Origin of the sequence: Paenibacillus jepli, from assembly GCF_047238105.1 — a bacterium.
Lineage (GTDB): Bacteria > Bacillota > Bacilli > Paenibacillales > Paenibacillaceae > Paenibacillus_D.
This window is the reverse complement of the sequence record NZ_JBDFMD010000001.1, coordinates 3,018,314-3,042,277: the sequence shown is the minus strand read 5'-3', so window position 1 is coordinate 3,042,277 and position 23,964 is coordinate 3,018,314. Positions and strand designations below refer to the sequence as shown.

Below are 23,964 nucleotides of genomic sequence, written 5' to 3'. Positions count from 1 at the left end.
ACAAGACTATCGCCGCCGCATACAATTAATAGGAGGAACTGGTTGAACATGGGTGAAGCGGTATGATATACCCGTCCAGACCTGAATTCCAAAAATAAAAAATATGTGGTGCGGGGAGCGGAGCTCAGTTGACGAAGCAGTGGAAGCGATGGACGGCCATCATCCTGATGATGGTCATGCTGGTGCCATACATGGCCCATGCGCAAGAACCGGCGGCAGCCGGCGGATTCACAGATATCAAAGGGCATTGGGCAGAAGAAACGATCTTGAAATGGGCCGGGTTCGGCCTGGTCAAAGGCCAGTCGGCAGACCGGTTCAACCCCAATGCGCCGATCACGCGGGCCGAATTGGCGGCGCTGATCAACAATGTGGCGGAAGTTGAGGGCGAGGCTGCAATCAGCTTTACGGATGTCGCCCCGGGCACATGGTATTACATAGAAGTAGCCAAGGCTATGGAGGCCGGCTACATGCAGGGCTATGCGGACGGAACCTTCAAACCGACAGCCCCGACCACCCGGCAGGAGCTGGCGGTGCTGATCACCCGTTTACTGGGGATGGACGAGCAGGAGCCAGACGCTTCATATGCCGACGTGGCCAATGCCCCGGCGTGGAGCAAGGGCGCGATCGGCACGGTGATCCAGGCGGGCATCATGAGCGGGACGGCACCGGGACGCTTCGCTCCACTATCCTCTACGACCCGCGCGGAGGCGCTCGTAACGTTGGATCGCATAGCGGACATGGGGAACTATGTTCCGGGACTCCCGCCTCTCACTGTGACATATGATGAAGCGGGAACCTATGGAGGTACAGAGCAGGAAACGGTGGAAGGCGCAGTTATCATCAGTGCTGCGGATGTGGTCCTGCGGAATACGACGATTGCAGGTGATCTGACCATCGCAGCGAGCGTAGGCGAAGGCGATGTCACGTTGCAAGGCGTCGTCGTGCAAGGCCGTACCCTGATCCAGGGCGGCGGCGAGAACAGCATCCGCTTCAAGGACAGCACGCTTGGTCAAGTGGAGGTCAACAAGGCGGGCGGCAAGATCCGCGTCGTCTTCGACGAGACGTCCAAGGCTGATCGGGTGCGCCTACAATCGCCGGCGAAGGTGGAGGCAGCTGAAGGCAGCGGAGTCGGTGAGGTCGAACTGGGCGAGCGGCTGTCATCCGGCAGTGAGATCGTGCTGGACGGCTCCTTTGCGCGTATCGTTGTGAGCTCGGAAGGGTCGAACATCACCGCGGACAACGGCACGATCGGTACATTCCAGGTGAACAAGCAGGCCAAGGGCAGCAAGGTGTCGCTGGGCAAGAACAGTAAGGTGACGCAGCTGACGCTGGACTCGGGCACGTCTGTCACGGGCGACGGAACGGTGGACAAGGCGTCGATTAACGCCGAGGGCACCACGCTGGCGAAGAAGCCTGGTGAGGTTGCAGTGGCCGACGGCATCCAAGCAAGCGTAGGCGGCTCGACGGTAAGCGGCAAGGGCACGACTGCACCTCCAGCAGCAGGCGGCGGGGCAATCGGTGGCGGAGGCGGAGGCTTCCCTAACCCGGGTACTCCTGGGGGAGGGGTGTCGGGGCCATTTACTGTAACAGGAGAAGTAATTCAAGAAAACGGCCAGCGCTTAGACGGCTTGTATTACTATTCTATTTATGACCGGAAAAACGATGATTTCATCAGTGGAGAAGTTGCCAACGGTCAGTTCAGATTGTCACTGAGTGAGGGTGAGTATCGTATTGGCGGGGTGTATCAGATTACTCTTGACGGGAGTGTTGTTAATCGTAAGTGGATTGACCACACGTTCCAAGTTTCGTCTACAAGTGTAAAGCAGTTGAGCTTGATTGCCTATGAGCCGAACCTGCACGGTGAAGTGGAGTATCCGAACGATTTGGAAGAAAAAGAGTATTACCTTCTGTTTTTAAGCGATAAAAATAATGCGAGTAGTCCTTCCACACTAATTTATTCAGAAACGACTTCATTCTCGACCTATGTTAAAGATGGAGAGTACAGCATCAGTTTCTATTCCGAGGCGGTTGAAGATTTCCTTCATGTTGGAGACATTACTGTAAAGGGTCAAACCCAAGTTGCGCTTAAAATCCCCGCTATTACGAAAGGCATTGTTATAATGGACGATCAGCCATTAACCGGGGGACATTTGGATTTTATAGATGTTGCTGGATATCAGCGCTCTGTCCCTATCGACGATAATGGTGAATTCCAAGCAAGACTAAGCGATGGAGAGTATACGGATGTAAGAGTACTTTATACAGACGATGCAGGCATGGATAAAGTAATGCATATAGGTGCATTTGTTATTGAAGCGGATGGAAATAGCGGACCAGTAAAGTTTGAATTAAGAAGCTATAGATTACGGGGAACCTTGCTTGATGAGAAAGGTGAAGCTGTGAATGGTACTATTAAACTGACAAGCACGAACTCCTCGCAAATACTAGAGGTGATAAACGGTACATTCAAAAGTGATAGTTTAGAAAATGGGGATTATAGTATCTTGTATTCCGATGCCAAGGGCAATCGATTTCCAATTGAGGGGATTGTCTCCTTAACAGGTGATCATCCACAAACGGTTTCCCTGGTGAAAAAAATCAATGTAAGGGGTACATTTATTAAAGGTGATACACCGCTTGATGGAGTGACTTTCATCATTCAACAGTATCAGGCCCCAGTTTCGCCACCTTTTATCCCAGCTCCGCAGCCAGTGGACGGTGAGGCGAAAGTTTATGTTGAAAAAGGTGCATTTGAGTTTTTTTTACCGCCGAATGAATATGTTATTAAATCTTATCAATCAGGTAATCAAACCATTAATTTGAGAGAACCTCTCCGCTTTACTGTATCGGAAGAACTCTCGGAACTTGCTATTCAACTGCCCGTTCCCAACTTCACAGGTATTCTTTATGATGTAGATGGAATAACACCTCTTGATTCCGGGCTCATCGTAGCCCGTCGATATGACCCTGTCTTCATGCCCTATAGTTCCATTATCGTTAACGGCAAATATGAGCTGGACTTAGCTGATGGCGAATATGAGGTCATGGTCTGGCCGCAAGACAAGTATGTTCATGTTAGTGAGCGATTGAAAATACTTAATGGCCAACCGGATCAGAATCCTTTCGATCAGTGGTCATTGCCACCAGTAGCTAGTCTTAATCTCTCACTTACAGGCGCTGTTGAATCAGAGCACTTCCGTGTCCTGATTGCCATTCCAGAAAATAGAGGGACATCGTATTACGAAGTGAAGAATGGTCAATTAAGTCTCCATATTAAGCCAGGCACTTATACAATTGTGGGGTATGAACTTAATCCGGGGGATGAGCCGGTTAGACTTGCCACTCCAATTCAATTCGAAATTCCCGGCAACACGACAATCGCCATTCCTACATTTTAATTACTTAACAAGCAGCTACAGTGCCGGATTAACTCCTCGTCTGTCACACCGGGAGAGGTTATCCATGGGTAGAATGATCTGTTCTTCTTGTTTACCCCCATTCTCCCGGTGTTAAAAGTGAACAAACCTAATCATTCGCAAAACGAACGAGGAGGGATGTTCGCGTATGTCTCTGGATCAGGTAGGGTTCAGTCTGCTGCTGCTGGGGCTGGGGTTGCTCGTCGGCATGGGGGTCCGGCTGCTCATTAAACCGCTGCAAAAGCTCTATATTCCAACATCGATCATCACAGGCTTGCTTCTGCTGGCACTCGGGGACGAGGTGTTGGGACCTCTTGCCTCGTCCTGGGGCTGGAGCGCACTGGAGGAAGGCTTGTTCCCCGAGCATGTGCTGGAGGTATGGGATGCGCTTCCCGAGCTGCTCATCAGCGTGATCTTTGCCAGCCTGTTTCTGGGCAAGGACATGCCGGGGATCCGCAAGATTTGGAAGATCGCGGGACCGCAGCTGGCCTTTGGCCAGACGGTAGCCTGGGGTCAGTATGTGCTGGGCATTTTGCTCGCGGTTCTCGTGCTGGCGCCGTTCTTTGATATGCCCTACGCCACAGGTGCTCTTATTGAGATCTCTTTTGCTGGCGGACACGGGACAGCCGCAGGGCTATCAGGCACATTTGAGAACATCGAGTTTGAAGAGGGCCTTGATCTGGCGATGGGACTGGCGACGATCAGTATGCTTAGCGGGATCCTGCTATGTATCGCCTTGATCAATTGGGGCAGCCGCAAAAAACAGGCGGAGCATGTGGAGGAGCCGGAAGAACGGACGGATGATGAACTCAAAGGCGTTGTGGACAAGGACGATCAAAAGCCAGCCGGTCGAATCACCACACGGGCAGAAGCGATCGAGCCGTTGACCCTGCATGCCGGGTTTATCGCAGCTGCGATATTGGTCGGCTATGTGCTGCTGGAGGGGTTGATCTGGCTGGAGGGCGTGACCTGGGGTCGTGGGTCGGAGCAGGCATTCATGGAGTATGTACCGCTATTTGTGTTTGCGATGCTGGGCAGCGTATTGATCCAGATCGGACTTAAGTTCACCGGGCATGCGGATCTGATCAATCAGGGACTGATGATGCGCCTGCAAGGATGGGCGCTGGACTTCTTGATCGTCAGTGCGCTGGCAACGCTAGGCTTGTCGGTGATCGGCGAATACCTGGTGCCGTTTCTGCTCATCGCCGCGGTGGGCTTGGGCTGGAGTCTGTTCACGTTCCTGGTGCTGGCCTCGCGGATGATGCCGAAGCATTGGTTCGAACGGGGGATGTCCGATCTGGGGCAGTCGCTGGGGATGACTGCGACAGGCTTGCTGATGCTGCGAATCGTCGACCCGGATAACCGGACGCAGTCGGTGGACAGCTTTGGCTACAAGCAGCTGCTGTTTGAACCGATCCTGGGCGGAGGCTTGTTCACGGCCTTGTCGATGCCGATTATTTTCGAGCTCGGACCTTATCCGGTGCTGGCAGGGACTGCGGTTCTGGCTATAGGCTGGCTGCTGTTCGGTTTGCTGCACTTCGGGCGCAGGCAGGCAGAGGGCGAAGGATAAGCTGTCGTGCCGAGCCTGGTGTAGTGTATGATAAGGGCAGACCACTGGCCGTCTGAGCGAGTGACGACAGGAGGGGCCAACCATGTATTTGAAAAGCGTAGAATTAATGCCCGACTCAGGCGTGTCGCAGTCGTCTTACCCGTTCTCCATCCCGGCGATCCGCAATCTGCCGCGACTGCGGTTCCGATCCCATGTGACGTTTCTGGTCGGGGAGAACGGCTCCGGCAAGTCGACGCTGCTGGAAGGGATCGCCTATCAGTGCGAGTTCAACACGGCTGGCGGCAGCCGCAATAATCTATATGAGGTCGATGCCTCTGAATCGGCACTGGGACCATCGCTGCGGCTGTCCTGGCTGCCGAAGATCACCAACGGTTTCTTCCTGCGGGCGGAGACCTTCTATCAGTTCGCCAGCCACATCGCTGAGCACCCCGAGGGCTTGCACAATTACGGAGGACGTTCGCTGCATGAGCAGTCGCATGGCGAAGCGTTCCTGTCGCTGTTCCAGCATCGGTTCGGCAAGAAGGCGATCTATCTGCTGGACGAGCCCGAGGCGGCGCTGTCGCCTGCCCGGCAGCTGGCTTTGATGCGGGTAATCAAGGATCTGGAGGGGCAAGCCCAATTCATCATCGCGACTCACTCCCCGATCCTGCTCGGTTATCCGGGGGCGCAGATCCTGGACTTCGATAAGCATCCGGTCAGCGAGACGGACTACGAGCAGACCTTGCACTATGTGATCACGCGGCGCTTCCTCGAGAACCGCAAGGCGGTACTGGATGAGCTGTTCAGAGATTGAGGAGGAGAGCCCAGATGAGTAATTCTACACGCCGAATTGCTTCAAGTGATGATCCAAGTGTTTATAAATCCCCATCCCCCATTGCTCAGCTGTTAATCTGCCGAAAAACGGATGGGGGTGGGAGGAGCATTTCTTCGGGCCGTCACTTTGAAAGGTCGCTATTTTTAGCTTCAGCTTCTCCTTCTCTTCCTCGAAATCCCGCTCATCCGAAATAAGGATCGTTGGAATGGTGGACATGTTATGCGGCAATGGTTTGTCATTGTAAAAAGCGGGTTTTGCAAATCCGCCGACCAGCCTCCCCAGCAAGCCTCTGCTCGGAAAGGAATTCCCCATCGGGATGTCTTGAAATGCTGAACAGTGAGCCAGCATCTGAGCAGGCTTCATGCTCCCCCATTGGGGGCTCGTGTGCGGGGTTAGCCGTTCTATGCGACTCAATATTTCCGCTGCATCCGACTTATTATAGAGATTTTTCATGACCGCACTCCATTCTAAAAGTTGATTACTCCTTTTCGTTGAAAAACGTAAGCTCCTTCTCTAAAATTTTCCCGACAATCGCGAGCGCATCTGTAATCGTATCTAACTGCCCGGGATCAAGCTTGCTCATCAGATGCTGGTTCCAATCCGCATACTGGGCATAGATTGCACCGAGCACAGTTTCGCCTTTGGGAGTGATCTCAAGCAGCTTCGTGCGCCGATCGGTCTGGTGGTCCTTGTAGCCGGTTAGGCCTTCACTCGTCAGTACGTCCGCGATGCGCTGCACACTCTGACGTGCAAGTCCCATATCGCGGGCAATGTTTGCCACTGTCTGCGGGGTATGCCCCACTCGGCCGAGCACCTGCCATCTGGCACTGCTTTGATCGATAGCGCGGGTAATGAGGTCCCCGGAACGCATCAACAATCCGTTAATGTGGAAGATTCGCAAGGAAAATCTGCTGAGCGAATCTTCGGGTTTTCGTATAGATTTCATACCTGCATCATATATTTTTGACAGCATACTGTCAAATTTGTTTTTCTGAGTAAACAAAAGAAGACCAGCGACTGCACGCTAGGTCTTCCTTTGTCTGAGTACTATTACATGGCGGCTGGAGCCTATGCAACGCTCCTCGCCGCGGCCTCTCTCGCTCTCCGGACAGTTGATAAAGGCAAAAGTCAGGCTGCCCTCAAAACAAGTCCTGGCGATAAAGAATATAGGGCGCTGTAAGCACCAAAATGGTGCTTACAGCGCTCAAATCCAGGACCCTAATTGCAAAAGCACCTCTGTTGCAATCGGATTATCCGGATTATTCCAATTCCGAGTAGATTAGATATGCTTTTAATCGTGCTTTCCAACTACGAGCCGAAATCCTCCACGACCACTTTGCCGATCGTGCTGCCCGACTCCAGCAGCCGGTGGGCTTCACGAAGGTTGGCGGCGTTGATCGGATGGAGGCGCCGGGTCAAGGTTGTCCGCAGGGTGCCGGCGTCGATCCGCGAGCCGATCTCCTGCAGCAGCCGGTGCTGCTCGATCATATCCGGCGTCTGGTAGCGGGGCCGGGTGAACATCAGCTCCCAGACGAAGGTGGCGCTCTTGTTCATCAGCAGCGTCAGATTGACAGGCTCCTTCATCTCGACGATGGAGACGATCTTGCCCTGCGGGGCGATGGCCTGGACCATGTTGTCCCAATGGGCGGCGGTCGAGTTGCAGCAGAAGATGTAATCGACTTGCGGATGCCCGATCGCCTCGAGCTGCGGCTGGAAATCCTCGTGATGGTTGATCGTATGGGCAGCGCCGTGCTCGCGAGCCCAGTCCGCTGAGGACTGGCGGGAGGCGGTGCCGATGACCGTCAGCCCGGCTTGCTGCGCCAGCTGGCCGGCGATCGAGCCGACGCCGCCGGCGGCGCCGATGATCAGCAGCGTCCGGCCGCGATTGGCCTCGGGATCGGCGGACACCCCCAGCCGATCGTACAACCCCTCCCAGGCAGTAATCGCTGTGAGCGGGAGCGCGGCGGCTTCGGCGAAGTCCAGGGTGCGCGGTTTGGCGCCGACGATACGCTCATCGACGAGCTGGTACTGGCTGTTGCTGCCCGGCCGGACGATGCTGCCCGCGTAGTAGACTTCATCTCCCGGTTTGAACAACGTTACTGCATCGCCTACGGCGGTGACGACCCCAGCTGCATCATAGCCCAGCACGCGGTACTCGTCCTCGACTTTATCCTTGGGCGAGCGTACTTTGGTATCCACCGGATTTACAGATACAGCTTTGATCTGCACCAGCAGATCATGTCCTGCAGGGGATGGGACGGGCAGCTCGATATCGACCAGGCTTTCGGGGTTGTCGATCGGGAGGTAACGCTTCAGGCCGACTGCTTTCATCATCGTCATGCGGATCCACTCCTTCGATTAACTTGCAGGTTTGGTATGGCCTTCATTATACCAGCACCGCACAGCAATGACCAAACACCTGGATGCTATTAACCAGGAGAGCCTCCGGGCCCCTCTGCTGCCCGTTACACCGCGCTTTTGCGGATGATAAGCTCGGCGTTAAGAAAGACGGTCTTGACGAGGGTACGGCTGCCCGAGACCCGCTCCAGCAGCAGCGTCACAGCTGTTCGGCACAGCTCTTCGATATCGATATGGAAGGTGGTGAGCGGCGGCGAGACGTATTTGGCGATGCTGATATTGTTGATGCTGAGCACGCTGACGCGGCCGGGGATGGCGATGCCGCGCTCGTTGAGCGCCTGCAGACAGCCGACGGCAATCGGGTCGGAGGCGACGAAGAAAGCGGTCGGCAGTCGGTCGCCGAGCTTGTCGATGGCGCCCAGCATCAGCTCATAGCCGTCCTCGACGGAGAACTGCGGGCCTGTGAAGATGTGCTCCTCCTCGAGCATCCCCCGGGGCGCGAGACAATCCCGGAAGATCGTCTCGCGCAGATCCTGCCGGACCTCGCGGGTGTCCGGATCGAAGTCGACGCCGCCGACGAATCCGATCTGTGCGTGTCCGCGCTGCAGGAAGAAATCGACGGCCTTGCGCGTGATCCAGATGAGATCGGGCCGCACGGCATCATAGTGGTCGGGATCGGGTGCCGTATCGACGAACACGCCGTGCGGGGTGAGCTCCTGCAGGCGCTTCATCTCTGCTGACGAGAAACGGCCGACAGCGATGAAACCCTGGATATCGGATCGGACGGCTTCGATCCCGTCCGAGAGCTTGTAGCTGCTCAGTTCGATATTATGCAGCTCGGCCTGGTGCTCGATGCCGAGACGGATGGACTTGAAATAGACATCATGCAACTCCTCTTGCTCGGACAACCAATAGAGAAAAGCAATCGGTTTGACGGGAGGCTGCAGCGACTTCTTGCGGTAACCGAGCGCTCCGGCGACCTCATAGATGCGGTCCCGGGTATCCTGGGTGACAGAGAGCGAGGGGTCGTTATTCAGCACCCGGGAGACCGTCGTAATCGATACCCCGGCTTGTTCTGCGATCTGTTTTATCGTTGCCATAGCGAACCCTCCTGCTTGCCGGTCTAGGTTGACAGCGCCGTCTTCTCCATGAGCAGTCAGAGAGTGTGTATACGGTCTGTACGACCTCATCATTTTACACTACTGACCCTTCACAAGAAAAGAGCACCCTGCGGCTATCCGCAGGATGCTGTCCTAGCATCCTCAAGCCTAGGTCTTGAACACCGAGGCGCCGTAGGGGGCCAACAGCAGCTCCCCGCTGACGCGGCTGCCGGTCTCCATGTCCGTCAGTTCGGCACCTTCCGGCAGGCGCACGGACTGCTCCGACCCCGTGAAATTCATGATGAACACATAGGTATGGCTGCCGTCGCCTCGCGTCTGGATCGATACCCCGGCCGCCGCTTCCGCTGCATAACAGGGCTGGAGAGCGAGCTCTTTGATCAGACTTCCGTAAAAGTCGTCGTGGAATCGCTCTTCGTTGCGGGAGGCGAGGTAGTAGCTGTAACCGGAGCCGTACCCGTGGGCTGTAACGGCAGGATGATCCTGATAGAAGTCGGAAGTAAAGCGGGCCAGCGCCTGCGCTCCCTCCAGATGGATCAGCTCGCAGTAGTCGCGTGCGCGATAGCTGACCCCGTCCTCGCCCGCGAGCTCCCGCGTCTCCCCGGGATAGAGGGAGTCGATCTCCTCGGACCAGATGCCCAGCACCTCCCGCAGCGGTCCCGGGACGCCGCCGAGGAATGCCAGATCATGCTCGTCGACGATGCCGGTCGCATAGGTGGCGACGAAGCGTCCGCCTTGACGGACATAGTCCTCGACCCGTTGGCCGAAGCCCTCCCGGAGCATGTACAGCATCGGTGCGATCACAAGCTGGTAAGACTCCAGCGGCTTGTCCGGCGTGATGACGTCGACAGGAATATTGCGCTCCCAGAATACCCGGTAATGCTCCTGGGCGGTACGGACATACTGCTTGCTGTCCAGGCCGAAGCCCTGTGCATCTGCCAGTGCCCAGTCGGTTTCCCAGTCGTACAGGATCGCGACCTTGGCCTCGACCGATGTCCCGGTGACGGGGGCGAGTTGCTCGAGCAGCCTGCCGACCTCGGCGACGTCGCGGAAGACCCGGGTATTGCCGTGACCGACATGGTCGACGACGGCGCCATGGAATTTCTCCGACGCCCCGCGCCCTTTCCGCCACTGGAAATACAGGATCGAGTCGGAGCCGTGGGCGATCGACTGCACCGAGGACAGCTTGTGCATGCCGGCCCGCTTGGCCTTGTTCACCTGATGCCAGTTGACCAGAGACGGGGTGCACTCCATAAGGAGAAACGGGCGTCCGTCCTTCATCGTACGGTACAGGTCATTGACGAAGGCAACGTCCTTAGCAAGCGAAGCCGTGGACTGCCAGTCGTTGTGCCATGCCGGATAAGCATCCCAGCTGACGACATCCACATGCTTGGCAAACACCTCATAGTTGAGCCCGGTGAAGGGCCGCATATCCGGATAGTTGCCCATAAAGTTGGTCGTCACCGGCACTTCGGCCGTCAGCTCCCGCAGCGGCGCGATCTCAGACAGGTAGAAGTCGATGGTCTGATCCGTGACGAAGCGCTTCCAGTCCAGATTGAGACCGTGCACCTGTGTTTCTCCGTGCGGCGCAGGTGATTCGATCTGGCTCCAGCTGCTGAAGCGGTGACTCCAGAATCCGGTCCACCAAGCATGATTGAGCTTGTCCAGGCTGTCCTCATACTTCCTTCTGAGCCACTTGCGGAACGCGTCCTGGCACAGATCGCAGTGGCAGTCGCCGCCGTATTCGTTGGAGATATGCCACAGGGTGAGTGCCGGATGCTTGCCGTAGCGCTCGGCCAGCAGGCGGTTGATCTGCTGGGTCTTCTTCCGGTAGACCGGGGAAGTGAAGCAGTGGTTGTGGCGGAAGCCATGCAGATTGCGTACCCGGTTTGCGCCCACGCGCAGCACTTCCGGATAGCGCTCGCTCAGCCAGGCCGGACGGGCGCCGCTCGGCGTAGCCAGGATGATGCGGCCGCCCCGGGCCGCTGCCCGGTCCATCACTTCATCAAGCCACTCGAACCGGTACACGCCTTCTTCAGGCTCGAGGGCGCTCCAGCCGAAGATGTTGACGGACATCGTGTTGGCATGGGCCTGCTGCATCAGCTTGTCGTCCTCATCCAGGATGCCCGGATAGTCCAGCCACTGATCGGGATTATAGTCCCCGCCGTGCAGCATGCCGGTCATGCCGGGGTGCAGGGGATTCCATCGTTTGCTCATCGTTCACCGTCTCCTTGTACAGATCGTTCTTTCACTTTTATGCCGATACAAGTGAAGGATAGCACCCCTTCAGTAAATTTTCAAATTAAAATTAGTAAAATATTTTACTAAAGCATATAAGAGAGGAGCCGTCCGCTAATCATCGGTTGATGATCACGGGAGGCCCCTTTTACGGTGAAACCGGATGCTATGGCTGCGACTCCCCGCTGCCGGCCGGGTCACCCAGTTCCAGCAGCACGGGACAATGATCGCTGCCCAGCACGTGGCAGTCGATATCCGCGTGCGAGATCAGCGGGGTCAGACGGTCGGAGACGAGGAAATAATCGATCCGCCAGCCGATGTTCCGCTCCCGCACCTTGGGCATGTAGGACCACCAGCTATAGGCGTCCGTGCGGTCCGGATGAAGGTGGCGGAAGCTGTCGACGAAGCCGCTCGCCAGCAGCTCGCTCATCTTGGCGCGCTCCTCCTGGGTGAATCCCGAGTTGCCCTCATTGGACCTGGCGTTCTTGAGATCGATCGCCTGATGGGCGACGTTGAGGTCGCCGCAGACGATGACCGGCTTCAGCCGGTCCAGTGCCGTCAGATAGGTGCGGAAGCGATCCTCCCAGGTGAGCCGGTACGCCAGCCGGGACAGATCGCGCTTGGCATTGGGCGTGTAGACATTGACCAGATAGAAGTCTTCGAACTCCAGCGTGATCACCCGTCCTTCGGGCTCCTCGTCGGTCTCCAGACCGTAGCGGACGGAGAGCGGCTGCAGGCGGGTGAAGACGGCGGTGCCGGAGTAGCCTTTTTTCTCTGCATAATTCCAGTACTGCGCATAGTCATCCCCGCAGGCCATGGCGATCTGGCCCTCCTGCAGCTTGGTCTCCTGCACGCAGAAGATATCGGCGTCCATTGCTTCGAAGTAGGCGTTGAACCCTTTATTGACGCAGGCCCGCAGGCCGTTGACGTTCCATGATACCAGCTTTAACTTCTTCATTAGAGTAGCAGTGCTCCTTTCCGGCTTTGCTTCATCTCACATCCATCAAGTGTACCATATCATCGGGGAGAGGGGCGTGCGCCTTTTCAAATCGGCGGCATTCGGTTAATGATGGGTAAAGTTTTGCTATTTTTACATAGAGGGAGTTGGCTGCATGCCGGAGTCTTTGCTGCGTTTGCGCAACGGGATTCGGGAACATACGGAAGCCCTGCATCGCGGATGCAAGCGTCTGCTTGCCCGTTATCCGCTACTTATCTCGCTGTATGGTGTGATGGCCTGGGCAGCAATCATTGCCTTTGCGGTCAGCTTGTTCTTCATGGAGGAGTCACGCACGCTGCTCCTGCAGTTCGCCTGGAGTTTCTATGTGCTGCTCCAATTCTGGTTCATCTGCCGGAGCAAGACGATTACGTGGAAGCAATACAGTCTATTCTTTGCCATCGGGGCCTACGGCGTCATCCCGCTTACGAACGGGTTTGTATCCCTGGTGCATGCCGTCTTTGGCGGCCAGACGTCGGACACGTGGAGCGTCGCCGTGCTGACCCCGGTGGCGGAGGAGGTATTCAAGCTGCTGCCGCTTCTGCTGTTCCTCCTGTTCTCCCGGCGCGCCACTTCACTTGGCTTAAGCGACTACGCGCTGATCGGCGCAGCCACCGGCGCCGGATTTCAGTTCATGGAGGAGATTACGCGGCGTTGGATTACCGGGTTTATGCCGTATGGGTTAACGCTGTTCGACGGGCAGGTGATCCATTGGGAATGGAACTCGCTGTTCCCGGGTTATTTTGAATTGCGGATCTTCTCGCAGCTGACCTCGGCCAGCCATGTGGTCCTGACCGCTCTGGCGGCGCTGGGCATCGGGATCGGCATCCGGATCAGCCGCAAGCTCGGCCGCTGGGCGTATAGCGTCCCGGCCTTGCTGCTGGCGCTTGGCATTTGGGACCACGCCCTCTGGAACGGTCAGCGAGACTTCCCCGGGTGGATGCAATCGATCCACGAAACGATCGGCAATGGCTACCTGAGCAAGCCTCTGTTCGTCACGCTGCTGCTGGGCGCCATCGTCTTCGATTACTGGCACTTGAATACCGTAGGCGATAAGCTGCACCGACTGCGAGGCGAACCGGTACTCAATCCCTTCACGGAGGCTTACGGACTGCTCCGGGCGCTCTTCCGCGAACGATACAACTTCGGTACGCTGCTGGCCTTCTACCGGGAGCGCCGGGAGCTTGGCTTCACGCTGCTCTATGGCAACGCTGAGGCACGGGAGCGTACAGAGACGCTGCGGGCAAGTCTGGCCCGGCATTATATCCCGCTGACCGCCGTCATCGGTGCCCTGCTGCTGATGATCGTGTCGCTCGGATGGGGCAGCGCATTCGCCATGCCCGATGCTTGCTTTGCTTGCCTGTTCGACAGACTCGAATCGTGGTGGGAGCGGCGGTCGTTGGTTGAACAGGCTGCTTTGATCGCCGGGTTCTTCGTGCTCAGTGTGCCGTTCATGAGTGTATGGGCAGCTGTAGGGGTGGCTACCACCGGTGCGGCAGTCGCGGCGAGCGGCAGCCAGATCGGCGATATCCTCCGGGATCCGCGCAAGCTGCTGTCGCCGGAGTACGCGGCGGCTGCCGTGATCGGTCTCGGCTTAAGCCGGCTGCCCGGCGGCGGGACGATCGCCAGACGGGTGCTGCCGTCTGCAGGCGGGCTCAAGCGTTATGAGCTTACAACGGCCGCCGGTCTCAAGTACCGGATCAGCCTTGGGGCGCAGGGCGAGCTCCGCTCGGTATTCGCCAAGATCGAGCCGCATCATATCGGGACCGGCACAGCGACCAACAGATCTTCGAGAGCCTTCGTACGCAGGCTGGGACGGCAGACGGATGACGCCGGCCACGGGATTGGCAACAATCTTGGCGGACCCGGCGGCGCCCGCTCGGGCAACCTGTTCCCGCAGACACCAAGCGTCAATCGCGGCGCCTTCCAACAGTTCGAGCAGCAGATCGTGCGTGCGGTGAACAGCGGCAAGGAGGTATACGTGCGGGTGGTGCCGAATTATCCAGCAGGCGCTACCCGGCCGGACTCTATTCGTTATATTGTAAGGATCGACGGCCAGACGATTACCCGGGTATTCCCCAATCCTTAAGGCCGGGCTATCCACACTTAATCACACACCGCTGCGAGCGGCATCATACCATCGAAGAGGAGGGCGAGGCATGGCCTCAGGTTATGTGCTGAGAAACAACGGGCAGGCGGGAGAGCAGCGGGAGAGCGATCTCAGTTTTGTCGGCGGTTGTCCGCGTATACCGGCATCGGCGGAGCCGCCGGCGTGCGGTCTGTGCGGCGCGCCGATGACATTTTTCTTCCAGGTGGCCTTCCCCAGGGATCATGTCTGGTCGGGGCTGACAGTGGCTGTATTCGCTTGTACCGCTTGCGCAGACGAATCGCTGCTGATCCCTGAGATGCTGCCGGGGCAGCTGCACGGGGCCGATATCCCGGAGGGCTTTCTGGTGGCGTATCAACGAAATTTCCGGTTCTTGGTCTTCCCGACAGAGGAAGGACGGCTGCGGCAGGATATCCCCGCGCGCCTCGTGTTCCGCCCTTGGACGCTCGAGCCGGCCGCCGGGATGCGCGGGACTATGGCGAGCAAAGCGGGCGGCGACCCGGACTGGCTGCTGGACGATGAATCGCCGAGGAGCTACGCCAAGTCCGTGGTCATGGTGTTCCTGATGCAGCTGGAGGAGGGGTTGACTTTCGAGAAGCTCCCCGCCGCTCCGCCGCAGATCATCCTGGGCCTCACCGGCGAGCCTGAACCGTCGCCCGACCCTTATTACCAGCTGTTCCTCGGCAACGCGCTGTATCTGTTCGGTACCAAGCGCGGGGAGGGCGTCGAGCCGCTGGTATATGCATTGACGCAGGTGTAGCAGGTGAGGCAAGACGGGCCAACCGCATGAGTGCGATTGGCCTGTCTTGTTTAGAGGCGAAGGGTACGCATGAACATACAAAAAAACAGGCCAGCCGCCCCTCGCAAGGGTGGCCCGGCCTGTTTCCGTATATGGCGGTGCCTCGGGAATCACAGGAATGGAGGCGTATGCTCCGAGATTTCCTTCACCGTCTTGTAGATCAGGTAGGGCAGCATGCCGATGCCGAACGCCCCAAACCCTAATCCTTTCAGAAATGCGCGCCAGTTGGACTTGGTCTCTTGTGTCATAACCCATCGTCTCCTCTCAGTGTCATCACTTTCATGCGGGTCCGCATCGTGACAGCATAGGCAGCATGACCAGCTGCTCTATGTTGAGAGATGGTGAAGATCCGTAGAGTAAAAGTAAGAATGTGATAATTATATGAATTTTCAGAAAACTTGTCAATGATAAATTGCACCCTGGCCTGGCTGGCCCTGTCACCGCACCGTCACATCCGAGCCGCAGCCAGGGGGAACAGAAAAACGCGCCCTGCCGAAGGCAGAACGCGTGGGACAAGCAGCTTAGGTAGGGCTAATGACGAGCTCTTCCTCATCCTTGTCGCTGTTGAAGGCATCGCGGTCAAACTCGCCCTCGGACTTGGCGACGAGCAGCGAGGTTACGGTCGTGCCAGTAGCGTTAACCGCTGTACGGCCCATATCGATGAGCGCTTCGACGCCGGCGACGATCGCCATCCCTTCCAGCGGCAGGCCCAGAGCGGTCAGGACGACCGTGGTGCTGATCGTCGCCGGACCGGGCACGCCGGCCACGCCGATCGAGGAGATGATGCTCACGAGCACCAGGATGACATAGTCGGTGAAGCCGAGCGACACATTGAATACCTCAGCGGTAAACACTGCGACGATGGCCGGCCAGATGCCGCCGCAGCCGTTGAAGTTCATGGAAGCGCCAAGCGGAGCGATGAAGCTGGCGATCCGCGGCGAGACATGGAGCCGCTTGGTGATGACCTCCAGATTGACCGGCAGGGTGGCGTAGCTGCTGCGTGTCGTGAAGGCGACGACCAGCATCGGATAGATTTTCTTGAAGAAGCGGATCGGGTTCACCTTGGCGACGAGCAGGACCAAGCCGCCGAAGACCAAGACGAAATGCAGGATCAGCGCCACATAGGAAGTGACGATGACGCTGCCGAGCTCCTGCAAGGTCTCCCAGCCGTAGCGGGAGGCGATACCGGCGATCAGGGCGAATACCCCGTAAGGTGTCAGGCGGATCACGAACTTCACGACTTGATGCAGCACCTGCGTCAGCGAAGCGATGAACTCGCGGACCGGTTGGACGGCCTTCGCATCCTTGGAGCCGACCTTGATGATCGCGACAGCCAGGAAGACGGCGAAGATCAGCAGCGGCACCACTTTGCCCTGGGCTGCTTCGTTGAACGGGTTGGATGGCACCAGGTCCAGGATGACCTGCGAGAATGTCGGGATCTCACGTGCCTGGAAGCCTTCCGGCACCTGCTGGTCGATCCCCGAGCCGGGATTGAAGAGCAGGGCGATGAACAGGCCGATCAGCGAGGCGACGCCTGTGGTGCCCAGGAACCACGCGAAGGTCTTGAAGCCGATCTTGCGCAGATATTCCAGATTGGTCAGGGAAGAAATACTATTCAATACAAGTACGAAGACCAGCGGGATAACCAGCATGCGGATAAGACTGACATAGATACTGCCGAAAGTGCTGATGCCCTGTACTTCGACCTCAACGTTCTGAATGACGATGCCGACGAGCAGGCCCAGGCCCAGACCGATCATGACCCGGGAGCCAAAGCTGACCCGGCGCCGGGCCAGGTAGAACAATAATGCAAAGACAACGATGGAGATCGTAAAACTTAGCCAATTGGTTTCGATGGCCAGCAATAAGCTGTTTCCTGACGGTTGATCCATTTCTCTTTCTCCTTTACCAAAGTAATTTCATAGGAATAGTAAGATAACTTTATACAGATTTACATGCGATGTCAATAATTTGTTTTGAAGTCTTGTTCAGTATTTGTATAGATAAATTTGATACCATGGAACCGTCAGACTTGGTTAGGAAGGAAAAAGGAACGATTCAATATATATAGTTCTATGGAACTTAATGGGGAATGGTTTTGCTATACGATATGTGACGCAGGTGCTATAATTCATGTCATAATATGTTGAATTGAGGTTTATGAGGATGATTGTGGAGAAGAGAGAAAAAGGGACTTTCATCCTTATTCCATCACTGGAACCTGATGAAAGATTGCTTGCATATGTGCAGGAATTACATGGATATGGGTTGACGAATGTTGTCATTGTTGACGATGGCTCCGGTGAGGCATACCAGCCTATATTTTCGAAGCTCAGCGAATCCGGCTGCGTGGTGCTGCATCATGCTGTGAATCAGGGAAAGGGCGAGGCCCTTAAAACCGGCTTCCAATTCATCGAACGCAGCTATGCCGACATTTCCTGCATCGTTACTGCGGACTCGGACGGACAACACGCAGCTGTCGATGTGTGCCGGTTAGCCGAAGAAGCTGGGCGGCATCCCGATGCGCTTGTGCTGGGGGTGAGGAATTTCAGTGAGGGGGGCATCCCGCCCAAGTCACTGCTGGGCAATCGGGTGACCTCTTTAATCTTTGCCATGCTGTATGGCAAGCGTTTATCCGATACGCAGACGGGGTTGCGAGCCTTCAGTCCCAAGCTGCTTGCTTTTATGCAGGGGATCCGCGGCTCTCGCTTCGAATATGAGCTTCAGATGCTGATTTCGTGCATGCAGTCCGGCATATCCATCCATACCACTCCTATCCAAGTCATCTATGAAAATGGCAATGCCGGGACGCATTTTAAAGCCGTTCGTGACAGTGCTCGGATCATGCGTGTCATGTTCTCCAGCTTTGTGCGCTTCATCTCCTCCTCCGTTGCGAGCAGCGCTGTCGACTTGGGCATTGCTTGGCTTTTGTTGGATCTGCTCCGGCCAGTTCTTGAACAGCAGGATTATACAAGGATTTTGTTGGCGACAGTCATTGCCAGAGTGATTTCGATTGGTGTCAATTACGCATTGAACCGGAACTTTGTCTTTCGAATGATGGATAATCGTGGTAGTTTGTGGCGCTATCTTACGTTATGCGCATGGGTGATCCTGCTGTCCAGCACCGGAGTCTATCTGCTCCACACGATTTTGATGATTGACGACAAGCTGGCTAAGCTGATCTGTGATACGCTGCTGTTTCTCTTAAGCTACCATATGCAGCGGCGATGGGTTTTTGCAGTAAGGAGGCGGCATTTGTAATGGATACCAACAACAAACGACAACATGTGTTATTCGTTACCACGATGATCCTGATGACGATCTATTTGTTGTGGCGCATGTTCTTTACGCTGCCGCTGGATCAGGGGTTCTGGAGCATGGTGTTCGGCATCCTGCTGATTACGGCGGAAACCTTGACGGTTCTGACCACCTTCGAGCTGTTTGTTCAGAAGATGAATAAGAATCGTACGCAGCTTGACTTGCCCGATATTCCGACAGAGCATTATCCGCATGTGGATGTGTTCATCGCCACGCACAACGAGCCGGTCGACCTGCTATACAAAACCGTTAACGCCTGCACGTATATGGACTATCCGGACAAGAGCAAGGTGCATATCTATTTGTGCGACGATGGAAGACGACCAGAGGTCCAAGCGCTTGCCGAAGCGTTCGGAATCGGTTATCTAGGCGCTCCCGACAATCAGCATGCCAAGTCGGGCAATTTAAATTATGCGCTGAGCCAGACCGACTCCCCGCTGATTGCGACCTTTGATGCCGATATGATCCCGCAGCATACGTTTCTCATGAAGACGGTCCCGTACTTCCTGCTGGATCGTTTCATTAGCGACAAGGGAAAGTGGCGGCTGCGCAGGGACGAAGAAATCGATCCTGCGTTCAAGCTGGGACTGGTACAGACGCCTCAGAGCTTCTACAATCCGGACTTGTTCCAGTTTAATCTCTATGCCGAGCGGGGAATCCCTAACGAACAAGACTTTTTCTCCCGAGAGGTCAACATCCTGCGTAATACGACCAATGCCGTCGCGTACACCGGGAGCAATACGGTTATCTCCCGTCGCGCCATGGAAGACATCGGCGGTTTTCCGTTATATACCATTACGGAGGATTTTGAGACCAGCATTCGTATGCAGCAAGCCGGTTATATAACGTATGCTACGCAGGAGGTGCAGGCTGCAGGGCTGACGACAACGACTGTTGAGAGCATGATCAAACAGCGGATACGCTGGGCCAGAGGCATTCTTCAAAGCCTGTATAACACGAAGGCGATCATATCCAAGAAACTGCCCCTTCAGACGAATATTACGTACTTAAGCAGCTATTTGTATTGGTGGTCATTTTTTAACCGGTTTATTTTTATCATGGCTCCCATCATGTTTGCTTTATTCGACTTTCAAATAGTAAGTACCGGCTTTTGGGAGATTCTCATCTTCTGGCTTCCAGCGTATTTCTGCTATAGCGTGTCAATGAGATATTTATCCAGCAACATCCGCAATCAACGTTGGAGTCAAGTGATCGATACCATATTTATGCCCTACCTGATTGTGCCGGTTCTCATGGAGTCGCTGGGCATCCGGGAAAGGAAATTCAAGGTAACCAACAAGAAGAGGGGCGGCGGTCCGGGGTGGGTCAAGTCAGTGCTGTATGCACTCCCGCATCTTGTCCTGCTCGGTCTGTCTGTTGCCGCGATTATCCGTTTTACCAGCGGTAAATACGGTATGGCTCTTTTTTTCAGCAGTATTATCGTCTTTTGGTTGGTGCATAACCTGGTTGCATTATGTTACGCCATCTTCTTCATGATCGGCCGCCGCGCCTATCGCGAGACGGAGCGGATCGAGGCCAATGAAGCGGTCATGATTTATGATAAGGCCGGGAGCTTGAGCTATGAAGCGCGAACCGTTGATGTGTCGGAGCATGGCATTGCGTTATTTGTGCAGCAGCCGATTTATTTAACCCCCCAGACTGCGATCTCTCTGGTCGTCACGACCGATCGATATGAAGCGCATCTGGAAGCAACCATTGTTTATGTCAAGAAAAATGGTGAGGGTTGGCGCTATTCGGCAGCGGTAACCCCGGTCAGCGAGGACGACAAGCGCCAATACATGCAGATCATCTATGATCGGAACCATTCATTGCCCAAGCAGCTGAATCTTTGGGATACGGCGTATGATGATATGATCCGCAATGTAAAGCGGCGGATTGTTCAGCCTGTGACAGACAAGCGGAAGATGCCGCGGGTTTCACTTCAGTGTCCGGTAACCTTCACCAACGGCAGCAGTTGCATGTTGCGCAGCTTCAATTACCTCTACTTTTCCGCTTCGGACCTCCACGGCGAGTTGCAGGAAGGCGACGTAGTGACTTTTTATACGACCAGTCATATCGAAGTCGCGCTGCGACATGCGGGCAAAAAGCTAGCCAAAGGAAAAGAAATCTTGTTTTCGCTTGAGAACCTGCACGATATTGCGGACCGAGGTCTGCTGGATCAATTGCTGCATGATTTAAAACAATCCCATTCCGAGATCGCGTAGGGGAGTAGGAGAGATAGTGATGTCGGTTATGCTGCATCTTGCGATGGGAGTCGTTCTAGCCCTCTCGTTCCTTGGTTACATGCTTGTTGTTCGAAGGACGCTTGCACTGCAATGGGAGTTTATTCCGGTCACGGTGTTCTCGTCTGTTGCTTGCATCGTTTTTTTGGGGGGACTCGCGGGACTGCTCTATCCGGTGACGCTTATTGTATTGGGACTCGGGTTGTTTGCCGCTGCGGTCTGCTTGGTACTGTGGCTGCTTCGCCGCCCCCCCATTCGCCTGTCGTTTTCAATCTTTCAGCTGACATTCCTGGCGGGCAGCCTCGTCTTTCTGCTGCCTTTGTTTCAGAATCATTTGACCCATTATGATAACTTCTCGCATTGGGCCATTGTGCTGAAGGTGATGATGAGTACGGATGCTTTTCCAACGCCTGATGCGGCGCTGATCGATTTTAAGAACTATCCGCTCGGTGTTTCGGCTTTCATTTATTTTGTGAGTCGCTTGACCGGCTATTCACAGGCGGTGATGGTGTTTGCGCAAGGCTTGCTCATCTTCTCCTGTTTCTATGCGATGTTTGGCGTGGTCCAAGAGAAGAAGCGGTTTCTGTTGTATGCCTTTCTCGGTCTGGGTCTTGCATCGCTTTCGTTCTTTAATCTGACGATCCGGATTTCTAATTTGTTGGTGGACTTCTTGCTCCCGATCTACACGCTAGCGATGTTTGCAGCGGTGTACCGGTATCGCCACGAGATCGGCCGAGCCTGCTTTATCGTTCTCCCGCTAGCCGGGTTACTGATGGTGATGAAGAGCACGGGCCTTATTTTTGCGGGTGTCGGGTTCATGTTTTTAATTTATACTGCACTGATGCACCGTCTTAAGCCGTACTGGAGAAGTCTGTCGGCAGTGACCGTGACGATCGTCGCGGCGTTCCTCCCTTACTTGGGCTGGAGTTGGCGGATGTCTACGGTATTCGCGGGTGTGGAGAACAAATTTGACGTCTCGGCTGTCGAGCTGCAAGGCATGTCGATTGATAAGACGCCGGCACAGATGCAAGAAATCATCCATCTGTTTGTGAGTTCCAGTATAGATCTAACGACACGTCCGACGCTGGGGATCGTGGGTTTCCACCTGCTCGCTATCGCGGCGTCCGTCTATGCAGCTGTGGTGCTGAAGAAGAAATGGAACCTGTGGAAGGCGCTGCTGGCGCTGGATCTCGTGCTCCTGCTGTATTATGGGGGTATCCTGGCCATGTATCTGTACTCCATGCCGCTGGATGAGGCGCTTTGGCTGGCTGGTTTTGAAAGGTACGCATCGAGTATTGTAGTGTTGTTTGCCGGCGGGCTGGTTCTGTGTGCTGCAGTAGATGTGGAGCGTTCCTTTCATCTTAAAGTGAGCGAAGTTCCCGCTTATCGCGCGTTTAAGAGTGTGGCTACGAAGGGCTACTATCAAAAAGGCATCATCTTTTGCTTGGCGGTAGCTGTGACTTTGCTGCTCTCGGAGTATAACGGCATCCGGGCTATCGCTCAAACGTACGACGACACGCTGCCCGCCAAAGTTCGTGCGGTGACCGGAGATCGCTGGTACCCTGAAGGAGTAGAGGATGAGCGCCGGTATCTGTTCTATGCCTCGGACCGGGACGGCCAAGTGACAAACTATTACATGCAGTATGTGGGAAGATATTTCTTATATGCGCCTAACGTCGATGGTATCGTGCTGTTCTATGAGGACAATATGAATAATCTTTTGAGCGGCTACGATTATTTAGTTGTGGTGGAGAACGATTGCGATGCAAAGCGTCTGGTGAAGAAACATTATAATATTGACCTTGCGGAAGGGATCTACAAGATCCAACTTTCCGGGGAGCAGGAGGTTGAGCTTGTCCCCCAGCAGGCCGCCGAAAAGGCGCTTGTCGGAGGTGGCTGCTACGAGGAGTGGGGAAAACGTTTGGGTCCGTTTCATTTTACGCCGCCAAGCTGATCAGTAACCGGGACTTCCTGTTTATGTCGCATGAGCGGCTGGACAGGAAGTCCTGTTTTCATGAATCATTGATTAAGCGTTTACGGCGCCGGGTAATGGTAGGGGCAAAGGAGGTAGATCAAACGATGAAATTTCAAGAAAACTTGTCGCGTTTGAAAGAGCGAACATTCTCCCCCGAGCACAACATTCTGACCGTCTACTTAAATACCGAGCCCGAACGGAAACAGCAAACATCGTGGAAGCTGCACCTGAAAAACGGCATGAACCGCTTGACGGAGTATGCCAAAGCCGAAGGCTCCAAAGAGCAGGAGAAACAGCTGAGCAAGCTGCACAAATTGCTGGAGTCCACCATAGAAAACCACCGCGGCGATCTCAAACGGGGTATCGTCCTCGTCGTGTGCCCCGAAGAAGGTGTCCTGTTCCTGGAGAAGCTCCAGGTCCCTGCGCCGAACGCCTTCTACTGGCAAAGCCAGCCGGAGCTGACGGAGCTCGAAGCACTGTTCAATCAGTATCCCGCAGCAGGCATCGTCCTGGTCGGCAGCGACAGCGTCACAGTAGTCGACACAATGCTGGGCGAGGTTGAGCGCGAGTGGAACTACGAGTGGGACAGCGACAGCGAGGACTGGAAGCAGTATCAAGGTGTCGCCGCCACCAGCCGCACGGCTTCAAGCGCCTCCCATAAGGAACTGTTCGACAAACGGGTGGGCGCCAACCGGCAGCGCTGGCTCAAGCGTCTCAGCCCGATCCTGGAGCGGCACAAGAAGCGCAACAGCTGGCAGGAGATCGTCCTGGCGGGCGAGTCCCTCCTGACGTCCGAGCTGGCCAAGGAGCTCAATGGCAACAAGCCGCGCATCCTCTCCAAGAACCTCAATGGCATGACCACCAATCAGGTGCTGCAGGAAGTGTACACATAACGCAGCTTTCCGTTTCTTCGCATCCCTCTCCCGCTTGGCGGGAAGAGGGATGTTTTGCGCGGGGCGGAGGGAGAATGACATAACGAGTGTGCGGGTATGGCAGCGGACAGCTGATGGGCCT

The 23,964-nt window shown here is 55.5% G+C and carries 17 protein-coding genes; 9 read left to right on the top strand and 8 right to left on the bottom strand.

The window, feature by feature from the left end; genetic code table 11:
* The first annotated feature begins 128 nt into the window (after nucleotides 1-128).
* The 3 genes from ABC336_RS13410 to ABC336_RS13400 all read left to right on the top strand — a co-directional run bounded on the left by ABC336_RS13410 (nucleotide 129) and on the right by ABC336_RS13400 (nucleotide 5,779).
* Entirely contained in the window at nucleotides 129-3,398 is a 3,270-nt protein-coding gene (locus ABC336_RS13410) for an S-layer homology domain-containing protein (protein ID WP_413239116.1), read from the top strand.
* Nucleotides 3,399-3,564: 166 nt separating this feature from the next.
* On the top strand, nucleotides 3,565-4,986 hold the full coding sequence (locus tag ABC336_RS13405; RefSeq protein WP_413239115.1) for a sodium/glutamate symporter: 1,422 nt from the start codon (nucleotides 3,565-3,567) through the stop codon (nucleotides 4,984-4,986).
* A gap of 82 nt (nucleotides 4,987-5,068) precedes the next feature.
* Nucleotides 5,069-5,779: an AAA family ATPase gene (locus ABC336_RS13400; RefSeq protein WP_413239114.1), complete on the top strand. Its 711-nt coding sequence runs from the start codon at nucleotides 5,069-5,071 to the stop codon at nucleotides 5,777-5,779.
* A 24-nt stretch (nucleotides 5,780-5,803) separates the two neighbouring features.
* On the opposite strand, the gene ABC336_RS13395 is transcribed toward ABC336_RS13400, so the two are convergent.
* The 6 genes from ABC336_RS13395 to ABC336_RS13370 form a co-directional block, all read right to left on the bottom strand.
* Nucleotides 5,804-6,253, bottom strand: coding sequence for a DUF1569 domain-containing protein (locus tag ABC336_RS13395; protein WP_413239113.1), 450 nt, complete (start codon nucleotides 6,251-6,253; stop codon nucleotides 5,804-5,806).
* Between the two features lie 25 nt (nucleotides 6,254-6,278).
* Nucleotides 6,279-6,746 (bottom strand): MarR family winged helix-turn-helix transcriptional regulator, encoded by a 468-nt coding sequence (locus ABC336_RS13390; protein WP_413239112.1) that lies wholly within the window; start codon nucleotides 6,744-6,746, stop codon nucleotides 6,279-6,281.
* Between the two features lie 362 nt (nucleotides 6,747-7,108).
* Nucleotides 7,109-8,140: a zinc-binding alcohol dehydrogenase family protein gene (locus ABC336_RS13385; protein ID WP_413239111.1), complete on the bottom strand. Its 1,032-nt coding sequence runs from the start codon at nucleotides 8,138-8,140 to the stop codon at nucleotides 7,109-7,111.
* Nucleotides 8,141-8,265: 125 nt separating this feature from the next.
* Nucleotides 8,266-9,258: a LacI family DNA-binding transcriptional regulator gene (locus ABC336_RS13380; protein WP_413239110.1), complete on the bottom strand. Its 993-nt coding sequence runs from the start codon at nucleotides 9,256-9,258 to the stop codon at nucleotides 8,266-8,268.
* Between the two features lie 168 nt (nucleotides 9,259-9,426).
* Complete coding sequence (locus tag ABC336_RS13375; protein WP_413239109.1) at nucleotides 9,427-11,493, bottom strand: beta-galactosidase; 2,067 nt, start codon at nucleotides 11,491-11,493, stop codon at nucleotides 9,427-9,429.
* A 187-nt stretch (nucleotides 11,494-11,680) separates the two neighbouring features.
* Nucleotides 11,681-12,472: an exodeoxyribonuclease III gene (locus ABC336_RS13370; protein ID WP_413239108.1), complete on the bottom strand. Its 792-nt coding sequence runs from the start codon at nucleotides 12,470-12,472 to the stop codon at nucleotides 11,681-11,683.
* Nucleotides 12,473-12,626: 154 nt separating this feature from the next.
* Between ABC336_RS13370 and ABC336_RS13365 the strand changes: the two genes are divergently transcribed.
* Nucleotides 12,627-14,597, top strand: coding sequence for a PrsW family glutamic-type intramembrane protease (locus ABC336_RS13365; RefSeq protein ID WP_413239107.1), 1,971 nt, complete (start codon nucleotides 12,627-12,629; stop codon nucleotides 14,595-14,597).
* Between the two features lie 70 nt (nucleotides 14,598-14,667).
* Nucleotides 14,668-15,375, top strand: a complete 708-nt coding sequence (locus ABC336_RS13360) for a hypothetical protein (protein WP_413239106.1) — start codon at nucleotides 14,668-14,670, stop codon at nucleotides 15,373-15,375.
* A gap of 149 nt (nucleotides 15,376-15,524) precedes the next feature.
* Here the strand turns inward: ABC336_RS13360 and ABC336_RS13355 are convergent, their stop codons facing one another.
* Nucleotides 15,525-15,662 carry a hypothetical protein gene (locus tag ABC336_RS13355; protein ID WP_413239105.1) on the bottom strand — a complete coding sequence of 46 codons (138 nt, stop codon included), beginning with the start codon at nucleotides 15,660-15,662 and terminating at the stop codon, nucleotides 15,525-15,527.
* A gap of 273 nt (nucleotides 15,663-15,935) precedes the next feature.
* Nucleotides 15,936-17,306 (bottom strand): dicarboxylate/amino acid:cation symporter, encoded by a 1,371-nt coding sequence (locus ABC336_RS13350; protein WP_413239104.1) that lies wholly within the window; start codon nucleotides 17,304-17,306, stop codon nucleotides 15,936-15,938.
* A gap of 274 nt (nucleotides 17,307-17,580) precedes the next feature.
* Between ABC336_RS13350 and ABC336_RS13345 the strand changes: the two genes are divergently transcribed.
* The 4 genes from ABC336_RS13345 to ABC336_RS13330 all read left to right on the top strand — a co-directional run bounded on the left by ABC336_RS13345 (nucleotide 17,581) and on the right by ABC336_RS13330 (nucleotide 23,843).
* The gene (locus tag ABC336_RS13345; protein ID WP_413239103.1) at nucleotides 17,581-18,675 is read left to right on the top strand and encodes a GtrA family protein; all 1,095 of its coding nucleotides are present in this window, start codon (nucleotides 17,581-17,583) and stop codon (nucleotides 18,673-18,675) included.
* Nucleotides 18,675-20,957, top strand: coding sequence for a glycosyltransferase family 2 protein (locus tag ABC336_RS13340; protein WP_413239102.1), 2,283 nt, complete (start codon nucleotides 18,675-18,677; stop codon nucleotides 20,955-20,957). Before ABC336_RS13345 ends, ABC336_RS13340 begins: the two co-directional genes overlap by 1 nt.
* Nucleotides 20,958-20,976: 19 nt before the next feature.
* On the top strand, nucleotides 20,977-22,929 hold the full coding sequence (locus ABC336_RS13335) for a hypothetical protein (protein ID WP_413239101.1): 1,953 nt from the start codon (nucleotides 20,977-20,979) through the stop codon (nucleotides 22,927-22,929).
* Nucleotides 22,930-23,054: 125 nt separating this feature from the next.
* Complete coding sequence (locus ABC336_RS13330) at nucleotides 23,055-23,843, top strand: VLRF1 family aeRF1-type release factor (protein WP_413239100.1); 789 nt, start codon at nucleotides 23,055-23,057, stop codon at nucleotides 23,841-23,843.
* Nucleotides 23,844-23,964 lie beyond the last annotated feature (121 nt).